Here is a 23,305-nt window from a genome sequence, read left to right on the forward strand (position 1 = left end):
ACGCCATCGGCAACCTCCTTGACCGCTTCAGCCCCGAAGAATGCACCGACTACCTGCGACACTGCGGCTATGCACAGTCAGGCCAATAATGGTCTAGGCTTGTGGGCAACGAGCAGCGTTGTCCATCAAGTCCACAGCCCACCGAAGCTATCGAAACCATGCCTACGAACCGTACACTTGGCCGGTCATCGGCCCGTCCAGCACGAGGGGTGCGAGCAGGCGCCTGCGGCTCGGGTGGACGAGGCGGTGGAACATGAGGTGGAGCATGCTGGCCGGCGAATGGCGTGGAGACTAGGCGCCGTAGCGCAGCCGGGTGGAGATGATCTGGCCTGTCATGAAGCGGCTCGCCGTGCTGGCCAGGAACACAACGATGTCCGCCACGTCCTCCGGCTTGCTGCAACTGCCGAGCACGTCGAGCTTCAGCTTCTCATCCCAGTTTGCGTTCCCTCCGCGCGCGAGCGGGGTGTCGGTCATGCCGGGATTGATGCCGTTCACCGTGACGCCGTGCTTCCCGAAGGCCAGTGCCATGCTCTTCACCAACGCGATCATGCCGCCCTTCGATGCGGCATAGTGCGCGAAGTCGGCAGCGCCGTGGACGCCGCGATCCGAGGTCATCAGGATCATCGTGCCCGACCCGCGCGCCACCATCGCGCGGCCCACATCGCGCGTGACGAAGAAGGTGCCGTCCAGGTTCACCCGCAGCACATGGCGCCACTGCTCGTCGGTCATCTCGAGATAGGGGTTCTTCGGGAAGATGCCCGCGGCGTGCAGCAGGATGTCCACCGCGCCCTCGGTCGCGAGCGTGCCCTCCACCAGCCGCGCGACCTGCACCGGATCGCCGATGTCGCCTGCGACATGCCGCGCCCGGCCGCCAGCCGTGACGATGCCGTCCGCAACGTCCCGCGCGCCATCGCCGTTCATGTCGAACACCACCACGCGCGCGCCCTCGCGCCCCAGGCGGAGCGCGGCGGCGCGGCCTATGCCCGAGGCGCCACCGGTGACCAGCGCCACCTTCCCTTCGACCGACACGTGCAAGTTCTCCTTCAGCTCGCCAGCCAGCCGCCATCCACGGCGATCGGCGTGCCCGTGATGTCCGCCGCCGCCTCGCCGCACAGGAAGACGGCCAGCGCCGCGACCCGCTCCGGCGCGACGAGCCGGCCGGAGGGCTGCTTGCCCACCATGAAGGCGCGCATCGTCTCCTCCTCGCTCGCACCCGATTGCGCGCGGCGCGTGGCGAGGGTGCGCCTGGTGTTCGGCGTGTCCACCGCGCCGGGGCAGAGCGCGTTGGCGGTGACGTTGAAGTCCAGCCCCTCCAGCGCCGCGACGCGCGTGAGGCCGACCAGGCCGTGCTTGGTGGCGCAGTAGTCGGCGCGCCGCGCCATGCCACGCAGCCCGTAGGTGGAGGCGAGATTGATGATGCGGCCGTAGCGCCGCTGCTTCATGCCCGCCATGGTCAGCCGCATCAGGTGGAAGGGCGCGGTCAGGTTCACCGCCAGCGCCTGCTCCCACTTCTCCGGCGGGTAGTCCTCGATGCTGTCCCAGTGGCGTGCCACGGCGTTGTTCACCAGGATGTCCACCGGGCCGAGGCTGCGTTCCGTCGCAGCCACGAGATCCACGATATCCGCCGGCTTCGTCAGGTCGGCGCCGTGATACTCCGCCGCAACGCCATGCTCCCGCAGCGTGGCGAGGCGTTCGGCGATGAGCCCCGCCTCGCCGAAGCCATTGAGCATGACGCGGGCGCCCTGGGCAGCCAGGGCGCCCGCGATGGCGAAGCCGATCCCGTCGAGCGAGCCGGTGACGAGGGCGGTTCGCCCGTGCAGCATGCGAGTCACTCGGCCTTGATGTTCGCAGCGCGCGCCACCTCGGCCCAGGTGCGCATGTCCTCCGCGATCAGCTCGCGGAAGCTTGCCGGCGTGCTGCTTCCGTCGATCGCATTTCCGGTAGGAAGGAAGCGCTCGCGGATCACCGGGCGGGCCAGCACCCTGTTCACTGCGGCCGCCACGCGCTCCGCGATCGGCAGCGGCGTGCCCTTCGGCGCCAGCAGGCCGTTGAAGTAGCTGGCCACCGCAAAGCCGGTGAGGCCCTGCTCCTCCAGCGTCGGCACATCCGGCAGCTGCGGCAGGCGCGAGCGGCCGGTCACGCCGAGCGCAACCACCTTACCCTCGCGGATCTGCGGCAGGCCCGTGGAGGAGTTCTGCACGCTGAACTGCACGCGGCCGGCGATCTGCTCGGCCATCGCCTGGGGCGAACCGCGGAAGGGCACGGCGGTGGCCTCGATGCCAGTGCGCACCCGGAAAAGCTCGGTGATGAAGTGCGAGGGCGCGCCGACACCGGCGGTGGCGTAGAACAGCTGACCGGGGCGCGCACGCGCATATTCGATCAGCTCGGGGGCTGTCTTCACGCCGAGCGAGGGATGCGCGACCAGGATGGAGGGCGTCCAGGCCACGTTGCATACCGGGACGAAGTCGGTGGGCTCGTAGGTCGTGCGCGTGCCCATGGCGGTGACCATGTTCAGCGCGGAGGAGGTGAACAGCAGCGTGTAGCCATCCGGCGCCGCGTTCGCGACCGCCTGGTTGCCGATCACGCCGGCCGCGCCGCCGCGATTGTCCACCACGATGGTCTGGCCGAGCTCCTCGCGAAGCGCGTCCATCATGATGCGCACCATCACGTCGATGCCGCTGCCCGGCGGCCAGGCGACGACGATGGTGACGGGGCGCGTCGGATAGCTCTGTGCAACTGCCGGCGATGAGAGCGCGCCTGCGGCCAGTGCCAGGCCGCCCAGTTGGCGGCGCGTGAATCGGTTCATGCTTTCCTCCCTTCCTTGTTGCGGCCTGCGCCTTCCGGCCGGCGGCCGCCCTGCCGATCTCAGCTGCTGCTGGACGCATCCTTCCGCATTTTGCTGGCAGCGGCACGCGCCGCATTCATGAGGTAGGCGACGTCGTTGCCGCCCATCAGGATGCGCGCACCCGCAGCCGCCATCTCCGCGATGGGCGGGCCGCCGGCACCGCCGGCAACCATGTGCTTGCCGTGCGCGCGCGCGGCGCGTGCGGCGGCGTGGTAGGCATCGGTGATGCGCGCATGCTTCACCTGGCCGGGGATGGCGAGCTCCGTACTGAGGTCCGAGGGGCCGATCATCAGCACGTCCACCCCGGGCACGGCGGCGATGGCGTCGGCGCGCAGGATGCCTTCCTCGGTCTCCAGCATGGCGAAGACCATCGTCGCCTCGTTCACCAGGCGGATCGCCTCCTCCGTCGGCAGCGAACGGTAACCCGTCATCGGGCCGAGCGCGGCGAGTGAGCGGCCGCCCGCAGGCGGGTATTTCACCGCGCGCACGGCTGCCATGGCCTCCTCCGGCGAGCCCACATGCGGAACAATGATGCCGAGCGCGCCGGCATCCAGCGCGATGGCGATGTCGGCCGGCGTGTTGGAGCGCACGCGCACCGCGGTGAACAGACCGGCGAGCAGCCCGGCGGAGCAGATGGCGGCGGTCTCCGCATCGCTGAAGGTGCCGTGCTCGCGATCCACGTAGAAGCCGTCGAAGCCTGCTTCCCGCACGATCATCGCCGCATCCGGCGTACGCAGCTGGCGCAGCGACATCAGCAGCACGGGCTCTCCGGCCGCGAGCTTTGCCTTCGCGGGGTTGATCATGCCGTCTGCTCCCGTTGCGACTTCGCCAGCGGATATCCGCGCGAGACGAAGCCCGCATCCGCCGTGATCACCGTGCCGGAGAGTGCCGAGGCGCGGTCCGAGGCGGCGAAGGTGACCACGTCGGCGATCTCCTCCGGCTGGATCAGCCGGCCGCGCGGCCAGTCGCCGAGCAACTCGCGCCAGCGTTCGGGATCACCGAGGGCCAGCTCCGCCTTGCGCCGCAGCGAGCGGCGGGCGCGGTCGGTCTCGACCCAGCCCGGATTGACGCCGAGCACGCGCACGCCGCGTTCGATGCTGCCGCTGCCGACGGTGCGCGTCATCGCCATCAGCGCGGCGTTGGCGGTGGAGCCTGCGGCATAGCCGTATTCCAGCTTCTCGCCGCCGATGCCGATGACGTTGATGATCACCCCGGCGCCGCGCGCGGCCATCCGCGCATACATGGCGCGTGTCATGGAGATGTAGCCGAAGACCTTGAGCTCCCAGCCCTCGCGCCAGGTCTCCTCGTCCACTTCCAGAATGTCGCCACGCGGGACGGCACCGGCGTTGTTCACCAGGATATCGCAGTCGCCGCAGGCCGCGACCAGCGCCGCCGGGGCGCCGCGTTGCGCGAGGTCGGCCTGATGCGTGAACACGCGCACGCCGTGGCGCGCGACGAGTTCATCGCGCGCAGCGGTCAGCGCCGCCGCATCGCGCGCGGCCAGGTGCAGGTGGCAGCCCTCTCGGGCGAGCGTCTCCGCGACGGCGCGGCCGATCCCGCGCGAGGCGCCGGTTACAAGCGCGATGCTGCCGGCAAGCCCGAGATCCATGTCTTCAGTTCCCGCGCGGCTGCATTTCGAGCAGGTCCACCCGGGCCCCCTCCGGCGCAGTGAGCGCGAAGAGGATGCCTTCTGCGACGTCCTCGGAGGTCAGCGGCGCATAGGGGCGCGCGGCGAGCGATTTCAGCACCGCCGGATGCGTGCTGGCATTGCGGATGCCGGTGTCCACCATGCCGGGCGCGACCTCGCTCACCTTGATGCCGGTGCCCTTCAGCTCCAGCCGAAAGCCCTTGGCGAAGGCGGCGAGCGCGTGCTTCGTCCCGGAATAGACGGTCGCGAACTGGTTGACATTGCGTGCCGCGCCGGAGGTCACGAAGACGATGTGGCCGCTGCCGCGCGCCGCCATGCGCTTCGCCATCTCCAGCGCGATGGCGAAGGCGGCGACGACGTTGGTGCGGAACATCGCCTCCACATCCTCCATCCGCGTCTCGAGCAGCGGCGCGTAGGTCAGGATGCCGGCATTGTTGACCAGGATCTCGGCCTGCGCCGAGGCTTCCCCGAGGCGTGCGACGAAGGCGGCGTCATTGAGGTCGCCCGCCAGCGCGGTCGCCTCGGCGCCCCTTTCGCGGCAAGCGACGACAACCTCGTCGAGCGCAGCCTGGTTGCGGCCGGTCAGCACCAGCCCGGCGCCTGCGCGGGCCATCGCCAGCGCTGTCGCGCGGCCGATGCCGGCACTCGCGCCCGTGATGAGCGCGACGCGCCCGGTCAGCGTGGCCATGCCTGCCGCCTCAGCCCTTCGTCTCGGGCATCTTCTCGATGTTGAAGGTGTCGTACTGCGCCGGCAGGATCACCTCCATGATCTCGTAGTCGTCGGAGTAGTCGAGGATCACGTGCTTGATGCCGGGCGGCTGGATCCAGCAGCTGCCCTCCCGCACCTCGCAGACGCCGTATCCCTCGAACTCGCACTTCGCAGTGCCCTTCAGCACATAGACCATGTGGAACAACACGTCGTGGAAGTGCGGGATGGAGACGTCCTTGGCGTTGAACGGCTTGGCGCGGCGGTTGACATGCACCTGCGCCAGCCCGCCGGTCGCCTCGGCGAAGCCCATGTCGCGCGAGGCGGCGTAGGAGCGCAGGCCGATGCCGGTCTTGAAGTCCTCGTCCTTGAGATGGCTGATGTGGAAGGTCTGCTTCGGCCAGCCGAGCCTTGCCGCCAGCGCCTCGGCGGGGTTGTAGTCTTTCTCGTCGAGGATGCGGTTCTTGCGATCCGCGAGATTCATGCCCTGCATGTCGTTCTCCTGTGGCAGGTTCGCGGCGGGCAGGCTGCCGGCCGCGCGGTTCGATCGTTCAGGCGGGCTTCACGCCCGCGTCGCGCACGACGCGCTTCCACTTCTCGACATCCGCGCGCAGGAAGCGCGCGAAATCGGCCGGCGTGCCGCCGCCCGGCTCGGCGCCGAGCTCGGTCATGCGCTGGCGGATCGCAGGCTGCTGCATCGCGGAGCCGGCAGCACTCGCCAGCCTGGCCAACGCGGCTTCCGGCGTGCGGCCCGGCGCCATGAGACCGACCCAGGAGGTCGCCTCGTAGCCCGGCAGCACCTCCGCGATTGCGGGCACCTCGGGCGCCAGGGGCGACCGCCGCGCGCTGGTCACGCCGAGCGCGCGGAGCGCCCCACGCTGTACGTGGGGCCATACGGTGGTCATGTTGTCGAACATCATGTTGACGCGGCCCGCGAGCAGGTCGGTGACCGCCGGTGCGCTGCCGCGATAGGGCACGTGCGTCATTTGGGTGTTCGTCATCAGCTTGAACAGCTCGCCCGCCAGATGGATGGAGGAGCCGATGCCGCTGCTGGCGAAGTTGAGCTGGTCGGGCCGTGCGCGCAGCAGGGCGATCAGCTCCTGCAGGTTCTGTGCGGGCACGTCGGGGTGCACCACCAGCATGTTCGGGAAGCTCGCCACCAGCAGCACCGGGGCGAAATCGTTGAGCGTGTCGTAGCCGACATCGGGGCGCACCGCGGGCAGCACGGAGTTCACGCTGGCGGTGCCCATCAGGATGGTGTGGCCGTCGGCGGTGGCGCGGGCCACGCTGGTGGCACCAATGGCGCCGGTGGCGCCGGCGCGGTTCTCCACGATGACCGGCTGGCCGAGGCTGCGCGCCATCGGCTCGGTCAGCAGCCGCGCCATCAGGTCGGTCGCGCCGCCGGGCGGAAAAGGGACGACGATCTGCACCTGGCGTGTCGGGAAGGCCTCCTGCGCGTCCGGCGCGGATGGCAACAGCGCCGCCAGCGGCGTGAGCAGCGCCGCGCGGCGCGGCAGCGAGCGGTTCATCGCGTTTCCCCCTCCAGGCCGAAATAGCGCTCGGCATTGCGGTGCAGGACTTTGGCGAGGATGTCCTGTTCGAAGCCCATGCGCTGCCAATCCTCGATGAGCTTGGCGTGGCGCAGCACCGGGAAGTCGCAGCCGAACATCACGCGGTCCTGCAGCCAGGTGGCGATCGCCTTGCGCAGTTCCGGGCTGTAGCGGCGCGGGCCCCAGCCATGCAGTTCGTAGGAGACATTCGGCTTGTGCAGCAGCACGGCCAGCATCTCGTCCTGCCAGGGCCAGGCCGGGCGCGCGGCGAGGATCTTCAGCTCGGGGTAGCGCGAGGCGACGTTGTCGATGTGCCGCGGATGGCCGTTGTCGAGCTGGATGCCGTCGCCGCCCGGCAGGCCCTGGCCGATGCCGGTGAGGCCGGTCAGGATCATCACCGGCGTGCCGGCGGCCTCGGCGGCCTGGTAGAACACGTCCCAGCGCGGATCGCTCGGCGGCACGCCGGTGACCTGGCCGTTGACGCAGAGCCCGACGAAGCCGGCGCCGGCACCCAGCGCGCGCTCGAATTCCTTGATCGATTCATAGGCGCGGCGCGGGTCGAACTGCAGCCAGTGGCCGGCGATGGCATCCGGCCGCCGGCGCGCGAGGCCGAAGGCGTAGTCGTGCTCCGCGCGCATCTGATCGATCGGCCAGAACTTGGGATAGGAGAGGTCGAGGATTGCGCGCGTGTCGTGGCGCACGAACTCGTCGCACATCTCGTCCTCGGTGAAGTACTCCACCTTGGTGCGCCAGATCGCTTCCTGCCGCGCCAGCGCCTCCGGCGTGCGGAACAGGTAGCCGCGCTTCGTGCCCCAGTGCGAATGGCAGTCCAGGATGCGCATGAAGCTTCCGGTCATGATGGCTTCCGCAGGTCGAGCAGGCGGCGGATCTTCGAGGTGCTGTCGAGGCCCGTCAGCGGCGCCAGGCTGCCGCGCGGCACCGCCTCCACCTCCAGCGTGACGGACAGCGCTTCCTTGAAGCGCCTGCGGAGATCGGCCGCGAAGGCCGCGTCGTCCACGCCGGCGTCGCGCGTCTCCGCGCGCACCGTCATGCGCTCGCCGGGCTCGACGACGCACAGGAACTCGCCGCTTGCGCGCGGATCGGCGGCGACCAGCGCGCCCACCGCCTCGGGGAAGACGTTCACGCCGCGCAACTTCACCATGCCGTCGGCGCGGCCGCGGATGCCGTCCAGCCGGCGATGCGTGGAGCCGCAGGCGCAGCGTCCGGGCATGAAGGCGGAGATGTCGTTGGTGTCGAAGCGGATCATCGGCGCGATGTGGCGGAACAGCGTGGTGACGATGACGCCGCCCTGCTCGCCGGGCGCGGCGGCGCGGCACGTGCCGCCCTCCTCGGTGCGCAGCACCTCCACGGCGAAGCAGTCCTCGAAGACATGCATGCCGCTGCGCTGCTCGCAGTCGCAGGCGACGGATCCGAACTCGTTCATGCCATAGGTGTCGTAGGCCGGCGCGCCCCACAGCGCCTCCAGCGCGCCGCGATCCTCCACTCCGAGATGGCTGATCAGGCCACGAACGCCGAACTCCCGCGGGTCCAGTCCCATCTCGTCACGCGCCACCAACGCGACGTGGCGCAGATAGGCGGGGAAGCCGATGAGATGCGTGGTGCACCAGGCGCGCATCAGCTCGATCTGCCGCCGTGTCGGCGTCTGCGATCCCGCGCCGGTCATGATCGGCACCGCGCCGGTGTATTTCTGGATGCCCTCGCGCATCAGCAGCCCGCCATTCGGTAGTCCGAGCGAGAGCATCACCTGCACGCGGTCGAAGGGCCGCACGCCCTGCATCCAAAGGCGGCGGCCGCTCGCGATGTTCATCACCTCCCGGTCGCGCGGCGCGAACATCATCGGCCGCGGCAGGCCGGTGGTGCCGCCCGAGGTCTGGAAGACCAGGGGGATCGGGTCGTCCGTGTCCGGGTCCACGCCCATGTAGTCGGGCCAGAGCGGCTCCCGCGCCAGGCTCTCGCGCATGTCGTGGACGGAGAAGGTCGGGATGCGCGGCAGGTGATCGAGGCTGGTGATGTCGCCCGGCTCCAGCCCGGCGGCGGACCAGCGGCGGCGGTAGAAGGGCACCTGCCAGGCGCGTGCGATCTGGCGGCGAAAGGCGGCGTCCTGGCGCGCGCGCAACTCGTCCGCCGACAGCCGCCACACCGTGTCGAAGAATTCCGGCGCGGGCGGAAATTCCTGGCACAGCGCGTCGAGGTCGATCGCCTCGTGGTAGCGCGGCGGCAGCCTCACTCTGTTTCCTCCGACCGCTGCCCTGGCCTTCACGAAGGGGCTTGGCGCGGCAAGTTGTTCTGTGTGTGCGGCTGGCGCACACTACGTGCGTGACACGAACGCTAGGGGCTCTCGCCTGGGATCGTCAAGTTACCGCGGGGTCGGGAAGGCGCCTTCGCGCGTAGGCGGGGTCACCGTGAGCCGGGCCTTCGGTGCCGCGCCGCGTAGCGCGAGAGGTGATGCTCGCCTGCAGCAGCCGCGTTGCGACGATCGTCCGGGCGCTGCCGTTCCAACTCCCCTGCGCCAGCGCGATTGCATCGAACACCACCAGCCCGATGGGCATGTAGAAGAACCCAGGCGCCGGTCATCCAGCATTGGCCGCCGGCGGGCGAGGCCGGCGGCGTGTTCAGCCCGATCTGCTGCACGACGGGCCGACCAGCGCTTCGAGACCGGTCAGTCCGGCGGCGTGGCTGACCCGCTTCTGCGCCTGCTGCGTGAGGTCAACCGGCTTGGCTCGGCGGCGACCCTGGCGCATTCCCTGGCGTTGGCGAGACCAGCAGGACTGGGGCCGGTGAACCCGTCCAGCCGTTTGCCGGCCGAGCAGGTGTCGGCATGATCCTCAATTCGGCGGGGAGTCCGGCCCATCTGTGGCGGACGGCCTGAGCGCTACCGACCTGAGCGCCACTAGGTGGACGGGCGCGGCGCCGCAGCGGCCGGGATGTCGTAGAGGCGCTGCGCGTTGTCGGAGAGGATCCGGTTCCGCACCGCTTCCTCCGATGCCCACTCCAGCAGCAGGTCCAGCAGGTCCCCGTCATTCGGCATCAGCCGGCCCTGCATGTTCACGTGCGGCCAGTCGGAGCCCCAGATCAACCGCTCCGGCGCATGTGCGATCAGCGCGCGCGCCATCGGCGCCACGGACGGATAGGGGAAATCCTCCTTCGTGCAGCGCATCGGGCCAGACAGCCGCACCCAGACCCGGCCGCTGTCGAGCATGCGCAGCATCGTGCGGAATGCAGGCTGGTCCACGCCGCCGGCCGCCGGCACCGCTCCGAAATGGTCGAGCACCACGGGTCCGGGCAGTGCCATGAGCCGGGAGGCGAACTCCTCCAGATCTGTCGGCGAGGGATAGAACTGCACCACCCAGCCAAGATCCGCCGCCATCGCGGCGCTGCGTTCCGATAGATGCGGCAGGTGCGCGCCGTGGTGCGGGCTGACGAAGCGAAGCCCGCGCACGCCGAGCCCGTGCAGCCGCGCCATCTCCGTCTGCGTCGTCTCCGGCCGCAGCAGCGCGACGCCTCGGAACCGGTCCGGGAAGCGCTGCAGCGTGTCTTCGAGGTGGCTCGTGTCCATCCCGTAGCCACCGCCGCTGACCACCACCGAGCAGGACAGGCCGAGCACGTCCTGCAGCGCGATGTTGGTCTCCGGCAGCGCATCCTCCGAGATGTACTTGCTGCCCGGATCGAACGGGAACCGCGCTGCCGGCCCGAACAGGTGCACCTGGCAGTCCACTGAGCCGGGCGGGCAGGTCAGGCGCGGCTTGCGCGGATCAGGATCGGGCGGCGGCGTGAGTGGCGGCATGTGGGCTGCCTCACTCGGCGCGGATGTTGGCGGCGCGGATCACCTCGCGCCATTGCGGCAACTCGCGCGCTATGATCGCGCGGAACTCCTCGGGCGTGTTGCCGACCGGCTCCACGCCGCGGGTGGAAAGCGCCTGCGCGACCTCCGGCATCCGCACCGCGCCCATGAAGGCCCGTGAGAGCTTCGCCACCGCCTCTGGCGGCGTGCCCGCGGGCGCCAACACGCCCATCCACAGGATGCCCTCGAAGCCGGGCAGGCCGAGCTCCGAGACCGTCGGAACGTCCGGCATCAGGGGCGAGCGCTGCGGGCTTGCGATCGCGAGCACGCGCAGCGCACCGGTCGCCATGTGCGGCGCCGAGCTAACATAGCTGTCGAGCTTCAGCTGCACGCGGCCGGCGATGGTGTCGGTCAGCGCCGGCGCCGCGCCGCGATAGGGCACGTGCAGCACCTGCAGGCCGAGCCGGTGCAGCAGCAGCTCCGTCACGACATGCGGATGCGTGCCGATGCCGGCGGAGGAGTAGCTGAGCTGGCCCGGATGGCTGCGCGCGTAGTCCACGAACTCCTGGAATGTCGTGAAGGGTGCGGAGCGCGGCGCGACCAGGATCTCGGGGATCTGCGCGACCAGCGAGATCGGCGTGAAGTCCTTCTCCGGATCGAAGCCACTGTTCGGGTTCAGGCTCGGGTTGACCGTGTGGTTCGGCGCGGTGAACAGCAGCGTGTAGCCATCCGCCCGCTCGCGCGCGACGCGCTGGGTGGCGATGTTGCCGCCGGCGCCTGGCAGGTTCTCCACGACGATGGAGGCATTGCCGCCCAGCAGTTCGGCGGCCTTCGCCGCGATCAGGCGCGCCGTTACGTCCACCGTGGCGCCGGGCGGGAAGGGAACGACGAGGCGGATCGGCCGGCTCGGGTAGTCGGACTGCGCGCTGGCGAAACGCGGCAGGGCGAGCGCACCGCTTGCCCCGAGCAGCAGGCGACGTGTCGTGCTGGGCATCATCGTGTCCTCCCTACGAGAAATACAGCCCGACCGGGGTCTCGGCGAAGATCCTGCGGCGGGGTTCGGCATCGGGTATGGCCTCGATCAGCCAGTCGATGGTCGAGCGGTAGCTGAACTGGCCTTCATGGCCGGCGAAGGGGCAGTCGCTGGCCCAGACCAGGCGCTCCGGCCCGGCTTCGCGCAGCAGGGCGCGGGCATGCTCCGTCGCATGCGGCCCAAGCCGATAGCCCGCCGAGAGCTTCACCCAGGTCCGCCCGCGCGCGATGGCCGCCAGCATCGCCTGGAAGCCCGGCCCGGCCACGCCTTCCTCCGCGCTGTGCCGGCCGATGTGGTCGATCACGATCTTCACGCCGCTCGCCTCGAGCGCCGGCAGCAGCGCCGGCAGCTTATGGCCCTCGACATGCAGGTGGACGTGCCAATCGAGGTCGCGCAGCCGGCGGAGGAAGCGGCGATAGTCGAACGACGTGAGATCGGGCAGGTCGGTGCGGTTGATGAAGGGCAGCCGGACGCCGACCACGCCGTCGCGCGCCATGCCTTCCAGTTCGTAGCGCCCGACGGCGGGGTCGAGGATCACCGTCCCCCGCAACCGCTTCGTACGCCGAAGGGACTCGATCGTGTAATCGTTGTAGTCGCCAAATGGGCTGGCCGCAGCGATGACGCCGAGCTGTACGCCATGCTCATCGAGCACCTTCAGGTATTGCTCCACGGTGAAGTCGTAGCCCAGCCGATGCCGTGGATTGGCAACCACCGGCATGTCGGCGGTCCAGATGTGGGCATGGCAATCGACGAGCGGCGTGTCCGACACGGCCGGCATCCCCCTACTGCTTCTGGATCCCCGCGCGCTCGATCACGTTCGCCCAGAGCGCGATGTCGTCGCGCAGCAATGCGCCCATTGCCTCCGGCGTGTTCGGCGCCGGCTCGACGCCGAGGTCGAGCAGCCGCGTGCGCACCGCCGGCTCGGCAACGATCTCGGCAATGTGGCGATTCAACAATGCGATCACCGGGCGCGGCGTGCGCGCCGGCGCGAACAGCGCATTCCAACCGGTGACGGCGTAGTCGGGAAGGCCGGCCTCGCGGATCGTCGGCACCGCTGGCAGGAACGCCGATCGGCGGAGGCCGGTGCTGGCAATCGGGCGAACCAGGCCCCCATCCAGCGCGCCGCGCGCGGCGGCGTAGGACTCGAAGGCAATCTGCGCGTCGCCGCGTTGCGCCGCGGTGAGCACCTCCGGCGTGGTGCGATAGGGCACCACGGTGGCGTCGAGACCGGCGGCAACCCGCAACCATTCGGCAGAGAGGTTCTGCGTGCTTCCCGGGCTGATCGTGGCGATGGCCAATCCGCTGCCGCCGGGCCGTCCTGCGGCGAGCACGTCCTGCAGGCTGCGCAGTGGCGAGCCGGCGGCGGTCAGCATCAGCAGATCAAAGGAGACCACCGCCGAGACCGGCGTGAAATCCGCGACCGGGTCGTAGGGCAGTGACCGGAACAGCGATCTGTTGATGGCGTTGCCGGTGCTGAGCACCATCAGCGTATGCCCGTCCGGCTCGGCCGAGGCGCCGATGCGCGCGGCGACGCTGCCGCCGGCGCCCGGCCGATTGTCCACCACCACCTGCTTGCCAAGCCGGCGCGAGAGTTGCTCTCCGACCAGGCGCATCGTCAGGTCGGCGAGCCCGCCGGCGCCGAAGCCGACGATGATGCGGATCGGCCCGCTGGGATAGGACTGGGCGCGCGCTGCGAGTGGGAGAGTGGCTGCGGCGGCGGCCAGGAGCGAACGGCGGGTCGCCGCCGTGGGGTTGCGAGCGTGTGGCATGGACGGCCTTTCCTCTCGCCGCGCCATCTTTGCGAGCGCGATCACCGCTCAACCCTGCGCGCGCCAGGCGAAGGCGGCAAGGGGTGTGGAAGCGCCCAGGGAGCGTGAGCGTCCCCCCGGGCTAGCCGTAGCGCCATGGTGAATCGTGCGCTGTGAGATCCGGAACGCCCCAGCCCGTCATGCCACTACCGTGCGGAGCCGGGCGGTGCGCGCCACCGCCTCGGCGAATGTCGCCGCGCCTACCCGAAATCAGTCGTCACCCCAGAGCGGCGTGGCCAGGTTGGCGCCGAAGACGAACAGGCCGAGCGGCAAGCGCGTCGCCGGCGCCTCAGCCCTCCGGCGTGGTGCGCCGGCGACGGCGCTGCATCAGCGGTGGCAGCGCCACCGAGGCGATCAGCAGCGCCAACAGCCCGATCGTGATCGGCCGCTCCAGCAGATACTCCGCCTGACCGCCGCTGATCTGCCAAGAATGCACCAGCTCCGCCTCCAGCAGCTTGCCGAGCAGCAGTCCCACCACGGCCGCCGGCACCGAATAGTCGTAGCGCTTCAGCACCCAGCCGAAGACGCCGAACACCAGCACCGTAACCGGCCCGCTGATGTCCCCCGAGAGGCCGTAGGCACCGAACACCGACAGCGCCAGCACGCTCGGCACCAGCACCCGAACCGGCACCAGCACCACCGCGCTCAGCAGGTGGATGATCCCCAGCCCGACCAGCGCCAGCAGGATCGCCTGCGCGAAATTGCCCAGGATGATCGCGTAGACGATATCCGTGTTCTCGGCGATGAAGCGCGGCCCGCCGGTGACGTTGTGCATGGAGAAGGCGGCCAGCAGGATCGCCGTGCCGCCGCCGCCCGGGATGCCGAGCGCCAGCAGGGTGACCATGGAGCCACCCTCGGAGGAGCTGTTCGCCGCCTCCGAAGCGACGACGCCCTTCGGATTGCCGCGCCCGAAACTCTCCGGATCGCGGTCGCTGCGCCGCGCATCGGCATAGGAGACCAGGTTGGAAACCGAGGAGCCCACCCCCGGCAGCGCCCCGATCAGCGACCCGATCAACGAGCCGCGCAGCACCACCGCCGGATAGCTGAAGCCGCCGAGGAAGCCGTCCAGGATGCGGCGGAAGCTGAGCTTCGGTGCCTCCTTCGCCTCCACGATGTAGCGGCGCCGCGCCATGTCCAGCAGCTCGGACACCGCGAACATGCCGAGGATCGCCGGCACCACCGGCACCCCGTCCAGCAGCTCCGTGATGCCGGCCGTGCCGCGCAGCACGCCGGCGGTGCTGAGCCCGATCGTGCCCAGCAGCACGCCGGCGAAGCCCGCGATCAGCCCGCGCAGCACGTTGCGCCCACGCAGCACCGCAATCAGCGTCAGGCCCCACAGGATGACCACCACCATCTCCGTCGGGCCGATCCGCAGCACCAGGTTGGAGATGCTGTCCACCAGCAGCAGCAGCAGCACGTAGCCGAAGGCCGTGCCGGCGACGGAGGCGCCGAGCGCATAGCCCAGCGCCTCGGAATGCAGGCCCTTGCGCGCCATCGGGTAGCCGTCGAAGCAGGTGGCCACCGCGGCGGATGTGCCTGGGATGTTGATCAGCACCGCCGGCACCGCGCAGCCGAAGCCCGCGCCGGTGAAGATCGCCGTCAGGAACAGCATCGCCGGCAGGAAATCCATGTAGAGCGTCAGCGGCAGGCAGATCGCCATCGCCATCGAGCCCTGCAGCCCCGGAACGGCGCCGAACACCAGCCCGATGATGAGGCCCGGGATCACCACCAGCCACGGCTCCCAGGAGCCGAACAGGATGCCGAGGGCGGAGGCAGCGGCGGCGGTGTCGATCATGGATAGGGCAGCAGCGCCGGCATGGGATAGGGGATCATCGCCTTGAAGGCCCAGGTGCAGAACACCGCGAAGGCCAGCGGATAGGCGACCAGGACCGCCGGATGCCGCTCGCCCTTCAGCGCCAGCGCCGCGGCGATGAAGAGGAAGGTGGCGAGGTCGAAGCCCGCCACCTCCGCCAGCACGACGAACAGCGTCAGCAGGACGAGGTACGCCGCCGTGTGCCAGGCCGGCGCATCATCGTCCGCCTTCAGCGGGCGCTCGATCGGCGGATCGCGCCCGGCGAGCGCCCGCACCAGCACCACCGCCAGAAGCGTCAGCGTCAGCACCGAGACCGCCGGCACCAGGATGAGGTTGGCGACGCTCTGCGAGGCCGCCACCGTGTCCCAGAGATAGAGGACGATACCCGCCGCGAGCATGCCGATCAGCGCGACATGCCCCCAGGCGACGGGATGGCGCGCTGTCATCCGCGCATCACGTCCGCGTATTCCTTGATGATCTCATGTGTCTGCATCACCGAACGCGTGGTGCGCTCCGGCCCGATCCATTCATGGTCCATCTTGTTGTTGCGGGCGAAGGTGCGGAACTCGGGGTCCTCCAGCGTCGCCTTGTAGGCGGCGGCCAGCTTCTCCCACCGGTCCGGGTGCTTCTGGCGGAAGCTTGCCCGCGTCACCAGGCCGCGCATCGTGCCGTTCACCACGGGGAGGGTGAGGTTCATCGGCTTCAGTGCCTCGTTGAGCACCGGCGCGCGCCAGCTTGCTGCAGGCTCCTCGCGCACCACCGCGATCGGGCGGACGAAGTCGCGGATGCTCTCGCTGCCTTCGCCGCCGATGACGATGAAGTCCACCTGGCCGCCGGCGATCGCCGTGCGCGACGCCCCGCCGCCGGCATAGGTGACGAGGTTCAGGTTCTCCTTCGGGATGCCGGCGCGGTCGAGCATCATCAGCGTGGTGATGTGGCCCGAGGACCCCTGCACAACGCTCGCGCGCACACGCTTCGGGTTCTCCCGGATCGCCGTCAGCAGGGAGGGCAGGTCCTGATACGGCTTGTCCTTGTGCACCGCGATCAGGTCCCAGTCGGTCCAGTGGGAGTTCACGTAGGCGAAATCCTCGAGCTTGAAGTTCGCTCGCCCGACGATGATCGCGGTGGAGAGATAGGGCGCCATCGGCGCGCCCAGCAGCGTGTGGCCGTCATCCGGCTGGTTCAGCACGTAGAGCGCACCGAGCGCAGTGCCCGCGCCCGGGCGGTTCACCACCGCCATCGGCTGGCCGAGATGCTTCGGCATGAACTGCGCCAGCCCGCGCATCGTCCGGTCCATGCTGCCGCCGACGTCGGAGTTCACGACGATGGTGACGGGCCGCGTCGGCCAGGCGCCCTGCGCCGCGCCCGTGCGCGCGGCCAGCAGTGCCGGCGCGGCGAGCGTGGCAGCGACGATTCCGCGGCGGGTGATGTTCGACATCGTCCTCTCCTCCCGTTTGGTCGTGGTTCAGTGCGCGGCCATGCGCGCCAGCGCGTAGAGCAGCACGCCGCCATGGCGGATCCACTCCACCTCGCGCAGCGTGTCCACGCGGCAGAGCAGCGGCACCTCCTGCGTGCTGCCGTCGCCGCGGGTGATGCGCAGCGTCACCGTCATGCGCGGCGCGAGCCCGGCCGAGATGCCGAGCAGGTCGAAGCGCTCGCTGCCGTCCAGGCCGAGCGTCCTCCGGTCGGTGCCCGGCGGGAACTGCAGCGGCAGCACGCCCATGCCCACCAGGTTCGAGCGGTGGATGCGCTCGAAGCTCTCGGCGATGATCGCGCTGATGCCGAGCAGCCGCGTGCCCTTCGCCGCCCAGTCGCGGGAGGAGCCGGTGCCGTATTCCTTGCCGGCGATCACCACCAGCGGCGTGCCCTCCTCGCGGTAGCGCTGCGCCGCTTCGTAGACGGTCATCCGATCGCCGGAGGGCGCATGGCGCGTGAAGCCGCCCTCCGTGCCCGGCAGCATCTCGTTGCGGATGCGCGGATTGGCGAAATGGCCGCGCAGCATGACGTCGTGGTTGACGCGGCGCGCGACGAAGGAATGGAAGTCGCGCTCCGCCACGCCCTGGCTGCGCAGGTACTCCGCGACGAGCCCCGCCTTCTGGATCTGCCCGGCCGGCGAGATGTGGTCCGTGGTGATGCTGTCGCCGAGCAGCAGCAGGGCACGCGCGGCGAGCACGTCGCCCGGGTCGCGCGGTGCCGCCATCTCGTCGAAGAAGGGGGGGCGCCGCAGATAGGTGCTGGCCGGGTCCCAGGCGAAGGTCGGCCCGCTGCCGCCGGGCAGCGCATGCCATTCGGGATCGCCGTTGAGGCTGTGGCCATAGCCGCGGCGGAAGGCATCCGCCGTCACCACGCGCGTCAGCGTCTCTGCCAGTTCCTGCGGATCGGGCCAGATGTCGCGCAGGTGAACCGGGTTGCCATCCCGGTCCTCGCCGAGCGGGTCGGCATCGAGGTCGCGCAGCACGCTGCCGGCGATCGCGCTCGCCACAACCAGCGCCGGGGAGCCGATATAGGCTGCGCGCACCTGCGGATGGATGCGGCCTTCGAAGTTCCGGTTGGAAGAGAGAACCGCCGCCGCCACCAGGTCGTCGCGCTCGATCGCCTCGGCCGCCGCCGGCAGCAGCGGGCCGGAGCCGCCGCCGCAGGTCATGCAGCCATAGCCGGTGATCTGGAAGCCGAGCTCATCCAGCGCGTCCTGCACGCCCGCATCGCGCAGGTACTCCGCGGCGACACGCGAGCCCGGCGAAAGCGAGGTCTTCACCCAGGGCCGCGCCCGCAGCCCCTTGCGCACCGCGTTCCGTGCCAGCAGCCCGGCGCCGAGCATGCCCGCCGGATTCGACGTGTTGGTGCAGGAGGTAATCGCCGCCAGCACGATGTCGCCATGCTGCAGCGGCCGGTTGCCGCCGCCCTGCGGCGCCGGCGTCTCCGCCGCGGCGGGGAAGGCCTCGCGCAGGCTGGCCGGCACGTCGGAGAGGCGTCGCCGATCCTGCGGCCGGCGTGGCCCCGCCATGGCCGGCGCCACCGCATCCAGGTCGATCTCCAGCTCGTCGGCGAAGACCACGCCGGCGCGGTCCATCCCCCACATGCCCTGCGCCTTCGCATAGGCCTCGGCCAGGGCGACATCCTCCGGCGCGCGGCCGGACTGGGCGAGGAAGCGGATGGTCTCCGCGTCGATGCCGAAGAAGCCCATGGTCGCACCGTACTCGGGCGCCATGTTGGAGATCGTCGCACGATCCGGCAGGGAGAGCGCGGCCGCGCCCGGCCCGTGATACTCGATCATCTTGCCGATCACGCCCTTGGCGCGCAGGCGCTGCGTGATCGCCAGCACCAGGTCGGTCGCCGTGACGCCCGGCCGGAGCCTACCCGTGAGTCGGCAACCGATCACCTCCGGCACCGGCATGAACAGCGGCTCGCCGAGCATGGCGGCACCTGCCTCGATGCCGCCGACGCCCCAGCCCAGCACGCCGAGCGCGTTGATCATCGGGGTGTGGCTGTCCATGCCGACCAGCGTGTCGGGGAAGGCGTGCAGGACGCCGCCGATCCCGGCGCTCCAGATCGGGCGGGAGAGGAATTCGAGGTTCACCTGATGCACGATGCCCGTGCCGGGCGGCAGCACGCGGAAATTGGCATAGGCCTGCTGCGCCCAGCGGATCAGCGCATAGCGTTCATGGTTGCGGCTGTATTCCAGCGCCAGGTTCCTGGCAAAGGCGTCGGCGCTGCCGGCGAAATCGGTGGTCACCGAATGGTCCACCACCAGGTCCACCGGGATCTGCGGGTTGACGCGCTGCGGATCGGCGCCGGCGCGCAGCATCGCATCACGCATCGCCGCCAGGTCGGCCAGCAGCGGCACGCCGGAACTGTCCGGCATCACCACCCGGACAGGGTGATAGGCGACCTCGTCGTCGAAGCGGCGCGTGTTCGGCCAAGCGGCAAGCGCGGCGATGTCAGCCGGCGTGACGGTCGCGTCGTCCTCATGCCGCAACAGGTTCTCGAGAAGGATCTTCAGCGAGACCGGCAGCCGTTCCACCGCGGCGCCGGGCGTGCCCGCCAACGCCGAGAGATCGTGGATAACGTAGCTGCGATTGCCGACGCGCAACTCACGCTGCGCCGAAAGGCGCCCTCGCGGCGTCCTGTCCATTGTGCCCGCGCTTCCTCCATCGGGCGCCGTCCAGCGCCAAAGTGTTGACAGCCTAAGCGTGTCGGCACCGATGCCGCAAGACAGTAAATGCTCCGGGCGGCTTGCACGCGCCGACGCAAAGTGTCTACATTTTCCGCGTGCACGGATTGCTCGAAACCGCACTGCACCGGCCGTCGCTGGTCGAGCTGCTGGTGGAGCGCCTGCAGGAAGCGATCCTGCGCGGCGAGCTCTCCGCCGGCGAGCGCCTGCGCGAGCAACCGCTGGCGCGCCGCTTCGGCGTCAGCCGCGGCCCGCTGCGCGAGGCGATCAGCCGGCTGGAGGGGCGCGGCCTGGTGCTGCGCGTGCCGCAGCAGGGCGCGCGGATCGCCTCCATCTCTTCGGACGAGCTGGAAGAGCTGCTGCTGATCCGCGAGGCGCTGGAGGGAACCGCCGCCCGGCTCGCCGCGGCGCGCATCACCGCCGGCGAGCTGGCGCAGCTGCACGCCATCCTGGACTACCAGCGCCGGAAGGAGAGTGCCGGCGCGATGCTCGACTACTACCAGGAACCACGCGATCTGGACTTCCACTACTGCCTCGCCCGCGCCAGCCGCAGCCGCCGGCTGATGGAGCTGCTGCATGGCGACCTGTTCTATCTGCTGCGCGTGCACCGCTATCGCGCCTCACAGGTGCCAGGCCGCGCGACGCGCAGCCTGGACGAGCATGCGGAGGTGCTGGCGGCGCTGGAGAAGCGGGACGGTGCGGCGGCGGAATCGCTGATGCGTGCCCACCTTGCCGCTGCGCGCGAGAGCATCCTGCGCGCCATGTCCGGGGCCGGACAGGGCGTATCTGCCGCCAGCACGGCGCGGACGAAGAAGACGATCAAGGGGAAGGAAGCCACGCATGCCGAACGCGCTGAACCTCGCGCTGAAGGCCGAGATGCGGCCGGGCGCCGGGCTGCTGATTCCGGGCGCCGCCAACGCGCTCGCCGCAAGGGTGATTGAGGAGGCGGGCTTCCGCGCCTTCCTCGTCACCGGCGCCGGCATCGCCAACACCTTCCTTGGCGTGCCCGATGTCGGCCTGGTCAGCGTGACCGAACTTGCCGAGCATGTCGCGGCCATGCGCGATGCCGTCAACCTGCCGATGATCGCCGACGGCGACACCGGCTTCGGCAACGCCGTGAATGTCGGCCGCACCGTGCGCCTGCTCGAACGTGCCGGCGCCAATGCGATGCAGCTGGAGGACCAGACCTTCCCGAAGAAGTGTGGCCACTTCGAAGGCAAGGACGTGATCCCCCGCGACGAGATGGTGCAGAAGATCAAGGCTGCCGTGGATGCGCGGCAGGACCAGGATTTCCAGATCCTGGCGCGCACAGACGCGCGCGCGGTGGAAGGCATGCAGGCCGCGCTGGATCGCGCCAACGCCTATCGGGAGGCCGGCGCCGACATGCTGTTCGTGGAGGCGCCGCGCTCGCTCGAGGAACTCGCCGCCATCCCGAAAGGTGCGCCCGGCGTGCACATCTGCAACATGGTGATCGGCGGCAAGACGCCGCTGCTGCCCGCGGCCGAGCTCGGCGCGATGGGCTACGCCGGTGTGGTCTACGCCAATGCGGCGCTGCAAGCCTCGCTGCTGGCGATGCAGCAGGTGCTCGGCCATATCCATCGCAACGGCTCCATCGCCGGCGTGGAGGACCGCATCATGATGTTCGAGGACCGCCAGCGCATGGTGCGCCACGACCACTACAAGGCGCTGGAGAAGCGCTACACGCTGCGGGACGGCTGAGCGATGGAGAGCTTCGACTTGGTGGTGGCCGGCTGCGGCGTGGCGGGCCTTTCCGCCGCCGTCTCCGCCGCCGAAGGGGGCGCGCGGGTGGTGGTGCTGGAGCGCGCGCCGCGCGAGGAGCGCGGCGGGCAGAGCCGCTACACCGAAGCCTATCTCCGGATGAAGAGCGAAACCGAGGTCAGCGACGACTTCGAGACGCATCTCGCAGAGAATGGCGGCGCACCGCATGCCGATCCCGACCTGGCGCAGGAAGTAACGCGCGCCCCGTCCGAGCGTGCCGCCCATGCGCGCGCCCTCTCGATGCTTGAGCCCGACTTCATCGGCACCTTCGCCGCCGAGGCAGGTCCGACCATCGCCTGGCTGAAGGGCATGGGCCTCCGATTCGACTTCCTGCCCACCCAGTTCCTGACGAAGTCGCAGCCGCGGCTATTGCCGGTCGGCGGTGGCGCCGCGCTGGTGGAGGCGCTCGCCGCGCGCGCCGAATCGCTCGGCGTCGCCTTCCGCTACGAGGCCACCGCGCTACGCCTGGTTCAGGACGAAGCGGGCCGCGTCACCGGCCTGGTGGTGCGCGAAGGTGGGCGCCAGCAACGCATCGCCGGCCAGGTCGTGCTCGCCTGCGGGGGCTTCGAGGGCAATGCGGAGATGCTGACGCGCTATCTGGGGCCGCGCTCGGTCTATCTCCGCACGGTCTGCAAGGGCGGGCTGTTCAACCGCGGCGAGGGCATCCGCATGGCGCTCGACATCGGCGCCGCGGCGTCCGGCGATTTCGGCAGCTTCCATGCGGAGCCGGTGGACCCGCGCTCCTCCATCGCGGAAGCCTCCGTCTTCATCTTCCCCTACGGCATCCTGGTGAACCGCGACGGCGAGCGCTTCACCGACGAGGCGCCCGGCACGGTGGATGCGTATTATGAACGGGTCACGCGCCGCATCCACGCACAGCAGGACGGCATCGCCTGGGTCGTGCTGGATGCGCGGCACATGCGCATCCCGAACTACCGTCTCGGCCTGCGCACCGACCAGCCGCCGATCGTCGGCGAAACCATCCTGGCGCTGGCCAACGCCATCGGCCTTCCGCCGGCGCGGCTGGCGGCGACGGTCGAGCGATTAAATGCCGCCTGCTGCCCGGGCGAGTGGCGGCCACTCGAACTGGACGGCCTGTCGACGGAAGCGCTCGATCCGCCCAAGTCGAACTGGGCGACGCCGCTGGTGGAGCCGCCCTTCCATGCCTATCCGATCGTCGCCTCCAACGTCTTCACCTTCGGCGGGCTGAAGGTGGATGCGCAGGCGCGCGTGCTGGACAGCGACGGTGCGCCGATCCCCGGCCTCTACGCCGCGGGGGAGATCCTCGGCACCTACTGGGGCAACTACACCGGCGCGACCAGCGTGCTGAAGGGCATGGTATTCGGCCGGATCGCCGGTGTGGATGCGGCGCGGCGGAGGCCGAACGCATGAGCAGCGCGCTGCCCCTGGAAGGCCGCGTGGCGCTGGTGACCGGTGCCGCCGGCGGCATCGGCAGCGCGACTGCGCGGGCACTCGCGGGGCGGGGCGCGAAGCTCGCGCTCGCAGATCGCATGCCGCCGGAGGGCGTGGTGGACGGCGCGCTGGCGATGGCCGTTGATGTCACGCGGGCGGACGACGTCAGCGCGATGGTGGCGCGGACGGTGGAGGCGTTCGGCGGGCTCGACATCCTGGTGAACGTCGCAGGCGTCGTTTCCACCGGTGCCGCGGCGACGCTGCCGGAAGCCGAGTGGGACCGCGTTCTCGACGTCAACCTGAAGGGCACCTTCCTCTGCTGCCAGGCGGCGATCCCGGCGATGCGCGCCAACCGCTACGGCCGCATCGTCAACATCGGCTCGATCGTCGGCAAGAATGGCGGCAATGCGCGCGCTTGGCTCGACCCCGCCGAGCAGGAGAAGGCCGGCAACATTGCCTATGGCGTCTCCAAGGCTGGCGTGCATACGCTGACCTTCTTCCTGGCGCGAGAACTCGCGGCCGACGGCATTACCGTCAACGCCGTCGCGCCCGGCCCGATCGCCTCCGCGATGACCACGAGCTTCCCGGCGAACCTGCAGGCGCTGATCCCGGTTGGCCGCATGGGCCGTGCCGAGGAAGTCGCCGCCGCCATCGCCTTCCTTGCCGGCCCTGACGCCGCCTTCATCACCGCCGAGGTGCTGGACGTGAATGGCGGCATGTGGGCCGACTGAACGGAG

The 23,305-nt window shown here is 70.1% G+C and carries 22 protein-coding genes; 4 read left to right on the plus strand and 18 right to left on the minus strand.

The annotated features are described in order from the left end of the window. Positions 1 to 291: 291 nt before the first annotated feature. From ACESM1_RS24810 to acnA, 18 genes are all read right to left on the minus strand, one after another. A complete protein-coding gene (locus tag ACESM1_RS24810; RefSeq protein WP_372623912.1) occupies positions 292 to 1,029 on the minus strand; it encodes an SDR family NAD(P)-dependent oxidoreductase in 738 nt (245 codons plus the stop codon). Positions 1,030 to 1,043: 14 nt separating this feature from the next. Continuing rightward, positions 1,044 to 1,823 carry a 3-hydroxybutyrate dehydrogenase gene (locus ACESM1_RS24815; protein WP_372623913.1) on the minus strand — a complete coding sequence of 260 codons (780 nt, stop codon included), beginning with the start codon at positions 1,821 to 1,823 and terminating at the stop codon, positions 1,044 to 1,046. Between the two features lie 5 nt (positions 1,824 to 1,828). Then, a complete protein-coding gene (locus ACESM1_RS24820; RefSeq protein WP_372623914.1) occupies positions 1,829 to 2,806 on the minus strand; it encodes a Bug family tripartite tricarboxylate transporter substrate binding protein in 978 nt (325 codons plus the stop codon). Positions 2,807 to 2,865: 59 nt separating this feature from the next. Beyond that, positions 2,866 to 3,648 (minus strand): HpcH/HpaI aldolase family protein, encoded by a 783-nt coding sequence (locus ACESM1_RS24825; protein WP_372623915.1) that lies wholly within the window; start codon positions 3,646 to 3,648, stop codon positions 2,866 to 2,868. Next, on the minus strand, positions 3,645 to 4,454 hold the full coding sequence (locus ACESM1_RS24830; protein WP_372623916.1) for a short-chain dehydrogenase/reductase: 810 nt from the start codon (positions 4,452 to 4,454) through the stop codon (positions 3,645 to 3,647). The genes ACESM1_RS24825 and ACESM1_RS24830 overlap by 4 nt, the downstream gene beginning before the upstream one ends. A gap of 4 nt (positions 4,455 to 4,458) precedes the next feature. After that, positions 4,459 to 5,181 carry an SDR family oxidoreductase gene (locus ACESM1_RS24835; RefSeq protein ID WP_372623917.1) on the minus strand — a complete coding sequence of 241 codons (723 nt, stop codon included), beginning with the start codon at positions 5,179 to 5,181 and terminating at the stop codon, positions 4,459 to 4,461. Positions 5,182 to 5,191: 10 nt separating this feature from the next. Then, positions 5,192 to 5,683 carry a cupin domain-containing protein gene (locus tag ACESM1_RS24840; protein ID WP_372623918.1) on the minus strand — a complete coding sequence of 164 codons (492 nt, stop codon included), beginning with the start codon at positions 5,681 to 5,683 and terminating at the stop codon, positions 5,192 to 5,194. A 67-nt stretch (positions 5,684 to 5,750) separates the two neighbouring features. Then, the gene (locus ACESM1_RS24845) at positions 5,751 to 6,728 is read right to left on the minus strand and encodes a Bug family tripartite tricarboxylate transporter substrate binding protein (protein WP_372623919.1); all 978 of its coding nucleotides are present in this window, start codon (positions 6,726 to 6,728) and stop codon (positions 5,751 to 5,753) included. Beyond that, the gene (locus ACESM1_RS24850; protein ID WP_372623920.1) at positions 6,725 to 7,606 is read right to left on the minus strand and encodes an amidohydrolase family protein; all 882 of its coding nucleotides are present in this window, start codon (positions 7,604 to 7,606) and stop codon (positions 6,725 to 6,727) included. The genes ACESM1_RS24845 and ACESM1_RS24850 overlap by 4 nt, the downstream gene beginning before the upstream one ends. Continuing rightward, complete coding sequence (locus tag ACESM1_RS24855) at positions 7,603 to 8,997, minus strand: phenylacetate--CoA ligase family protein (protein ID WP_372623921.1); 1,395 nt, start codon at positions 8,995 to 8,997, stop codon at positions 7,603 to 7,605. The genes ACESM1_RS24850 and ACESM1_RS24855 overlap by 4 nt, the downstream gene beginning before the upstream one ends. 663 nt (positions 8,998 to 9,660) lie before the next feature. Beyond that, positions 9,661 to 10,554 (minus strand): amidohydrolase family protein, encoded by an 894-nt coding sequence (locus tag ACESM1_RS24860; protein ID WP_372623922.1) that lies wholly within the window; start codon positions 10,552 to 10,554, stop codon positions 9,661 to 9,663. Positions 10,555 to 10,564: 10 nt separating this feature from the next. Beyond that, a complete protein-coding gene (locus ACESM1_RS24865) occupies positions 10,565 to 11,548 on the minus strand; it encodes a Bug family tripartite tricarboxylate transporter substrate binding protein (protein WP_372623923.1) in 984 nt (327 codons plus the stop codon). A 10-nt stretch (positions 11,549 to 11,558) separates the two neighbouring features. Beyond that, positions 11,559 to 12,353 carry an amidohydrolase family protein gene (locus ACESM1_RS24870; RefSeq protein WP_372623924.1) on the minus strand — a complete coding sequence of 265 codons (795 nt, stop codon included), beginning with the start codon at positions 12,351 to 12,353 and terminating at the stop codon, positions 11,559 to 11,561. A 13-nt stretch (positions 12,354 to 12,366) separates the two neighbouring features. Beyond that, on the minus strand, positions 12,367 to 13,353 hold the full coding sequence (locus ACESM1_RS24875) for a Bug family tripartite tricarboxylate transporter substrate binding protein (protein ID WP_372623925.1): 987 nt from the start codon (positions 13,351 to 13,353) through the stop codon (positions 12,367 to 12,369). Between the two features lie 328 nt (positions 13,354 to 13,681). Next, on the minus strand, positions 13,682 to 15,187 hold the full coding sequence (locus ACESM1_RS24880; RefSeq protein WP_372623926.1) for a tripartite tricarboxylate transporter permease: 1,506 nt from the start codon (positions 15,185 to 15,187) through the stop codon (positions 13,682 to 13,684). Beyond that, positions 15,184 to 15,651 carry a tripartite tricarboxylate transporter TctB family protein gene (locus ACESM1_RS24885; RefSeq protein ID WP_372623927.1) on the minus strand — a complete coding sequence of 156 codons (468 nt, stop codon included), beginning with the start codon at positions 15,649 to 15,651 and terminating at the stop codon, positions 15,184 to 15,186. The genes ACESM1_RS24880 and ACESM1_RS24885 overlap by 4 nt, the downstream gene beginning before the upstream one ends. Further along, positions 15,648 to 16,643 carry a Bug family tripartite tricarboxylate transporter substrate binding protein gene (locus ACESM1_RS24890; protein WP_372623928.1) on the minus strand — a complete coding sequence of 332 codons (996 nt, stop codon included), beginning with the start codon at positions 16,641 to 16,643 and terminating at the stop codon, positions 15,648 to 15,650. Before ACESM1_RS24890 ends, ACESM1_RS24885 begins: the two co-directional genes overlap by 4 nt. Positions 16,644 to 16,670: 27 nt before the next feature. After that, positions 16,671 to 19,337, minus strand: a complete 2,667-nt coding sequence (acnA, locus tag ACESM1_RS24895) for an aconitate hydratase AcnA (protein ID WP_372623929.1) — start codon at positions 19,335 to 19,337, stop codon at positions 16,671 to 16,673. 146 nt (positions 19,338 to 19,483) lie between these two features. Between acnA and ACESM1_RS24900 the strand changes: the two genes are divergently transcribed. From ACESM1_RS24900 to ACESM1_RS24915, 4 genes are read left to right on the plus strand one after another with little or no spacing between them, the layout of a single operon-like run. Beyond that, positions 19,484 to 20,317, plus strand: coding sequence for a GntR family transcriptional regulator (locus ACESM1_RS24900; RefSeq protein ID WP_372623930.1), 834 nt, complete (start codon positions 19,484 to 19,486; stop codon positions 20,315 to 20,317). Beyond that, positions 20,217 to 21,095: an oxaloacetate decarboxylase gene (locus ACESM1_RS24905; RefSeq protein ID WP_372623931.1), complete on the plus strand. Its 879-nt coding sequence runs from the start codon at positions 20,217 to 20,219 to the stop codon at positions 21,093 to 21,095. Before ACESM1_RS24900 ends, ACESM1_RS24905 begins: the two co-directional genes overlap by 101 nt. Positions 21,096 to 21,098: 3 nt before the next feature. Further along, the gene (locus ACESM1_RS24910; RefSeq protein ID WP_372623932.1) at positions 21,099 to 22,547 is read left to right on the plus strand and encodes an FAD-dependent oxidoreductase; all 1,449 of its coding nucleotides are present in this window, start codon (positions 21,099 to 21,101) and stop codon (positions 22,545 to 22,547) included. Further along, on the plus strand, positions 22,544 to 23,299 hold the full coding sequence (locus tag ACESM1_RS24915) for an SDR family NAD(P)-dependent oxidoreductase (RefSeq protein WP_372623933.1): 756 nt from the start codon (positions 22,544 to 22,546) through the stop codon (positions 23,297 to 23,299). The genes ACESM1_RS24910 and ACESM1_RS24915 overlap by 4 nt, the downstream gene beginning before the upstream one ends. Positions 23,300 to 23,305: the final 6 nt, after the last annotated feature.

It is taken from the genome of Falsiroseomonas sp. (assembly GCF_041690465.1).
In the GTDB taxonomy this organism is placed as follows: domain Bacteria; phylum Pseudomonadota; class Alphaproteobacteria; order Acetobacterales; family Acetobacteraceae; genus Falsiroseomonas.

What these genes read in the sequence shown, in the direction of transcription:
- ACESM1_RS24815 (WP_372623913.1), bottom strand. Translation starts at nt 1,823, where the DNA reads ATGCTGCACGGGCGAACCGCCCTCGTCACCGGCTCGCTCGACGGGATC.
- ACESM1_RS24820 (WP_372623914.1), bottom strand. Translation starts at nt 2,806, where the DNA reads ATGAACCGATTCACGCGCCGCCAACTGGGCGGCCTGGCACTGGCCGCA.
- ACESM1_RS24825 (WP_372623915.1), bottom strand. Translation starts at nt 3,648, where the DNA reads ATGATCAACCCCGCGAAGGCAAAGCTCGCGGCCGGAGAGCCCGTGCTG.
- ACESM1_RS24830 (WP_372623916.1), bottom strand. Translation starts at nt 4,454, where the DNA reads ATGGATCTCGGGCTTGCCGGCAGCATCGCGCTTGTAACCGGCGCCTCG.
- ACESM1_RS24835 (WP_372623917.1), bottom strand. Translation starts at nt 5,181, where the DNA reads ATGGCCACGCTGACCGGGCGCGTCGCGCTCATCACGGGCGCGAGTGCC.
- ACESM1_RS24840 (WP_372623918.1), bottom strand. Translation starts at nt 5,683, where the DNA reads ATGAATCTCGCGGATCGCAAGAACCGCATCCTCGACGAGAAAGACTAC.
- ACESM1_RS24845 (WP_372623919.1), bottom strand. Translation starts at nt 6,728, where the DNA reads ATGAACCGCTCGCTGCCGCGCCGCGCGGCGCTGCTCACGCCGCTGGCG.
- ACESM1_RS24850 (WP_372623920.1), bottom strand. Translation starts at nt 7,606, where the DNA reads ATGACCGGAAGCTTCATGCGCATCCTGGACTGCCATTCGCACTGGGGC.
- ACESM1_RS24860 (WP_372623922.1), bottom strand. Translation starts at nt 10,554, where the DNA reads ATGCCGCCACTCACGCCGCCGCCCGATCCTGATCCGCGCAAGCCGCGC.
- ACESM1_RS24865 (WP_372623923.1), bottom strand. Translation starts at nt 11,548, where the DNA reads ATGATGCCCAGCACGACACGTCGCCTGCTGCTCGGGGCAAGCGGTGCG.
- ACESM1_RS24875 (WP_372623925.1), bottom strand. Translation starts at nt 13,353, where the DNA reads ATGCCACACGCTCGCAACCCCACGGCGGCGACCCGCCGTTCGCTCCTG.
- ACESM1_RS24880 (WP_372623926.1), bottom strand. Translation starts at nt 15,187, where the DNA reads ATGATCGACACCGCCGCCGCTGCCTCCGCCCTCGGCATCCTGTTCGGC.
- ACESM1_RS24885 (WP_372623927.1), bottom strand. Translation starts at nt 15,651, where the DNA reads ATGACAGCGCGCCATCCCGTCGCCTGGGGGCATGTCGCGCTGATCGGC.
- ACESM1_RS24890 (WP_372623928.1), bottom strand. Translation starts at nt 16,643, where the DNA reads ATGTCGAACATCACCCGCCGCGGAATCGTCGCTGCCACGCTCGCCGCG.
- acnA (WP_372623929.1), bottom strand. Translation starts at nt 19,337, where the DNA reads ATGGACAGGACGCCGCGAGGGCGCCTTTCGGCGCAGCGTGAGTTGCGC.
- ACESM1_RS24905 (WP_372623931.1), top strand. Translation starts at nt 20,217, where the DNA reads ATGCCGAACGCGCTGAACCTCGCGCTGAAGGCCGAGATGCGGCCGGGC.
- ACESM1_RS24910 (WP_372623932.1), top strand. Translation starts at nt 21,099, where the DNA reads ATGGAGAGCTTCGACTTGGTGGTGGCCGGCTGCGGCGTGGCGGGCCTT.
- ACESM1_RS24915 (WP_372623933.1), top strand. Translation starts at nt 22,544, where the DNA reads ATGAGCAGCGCGCTGCCCCTGGAAGGCCGCGTGGCGCTGGTGACCGGT.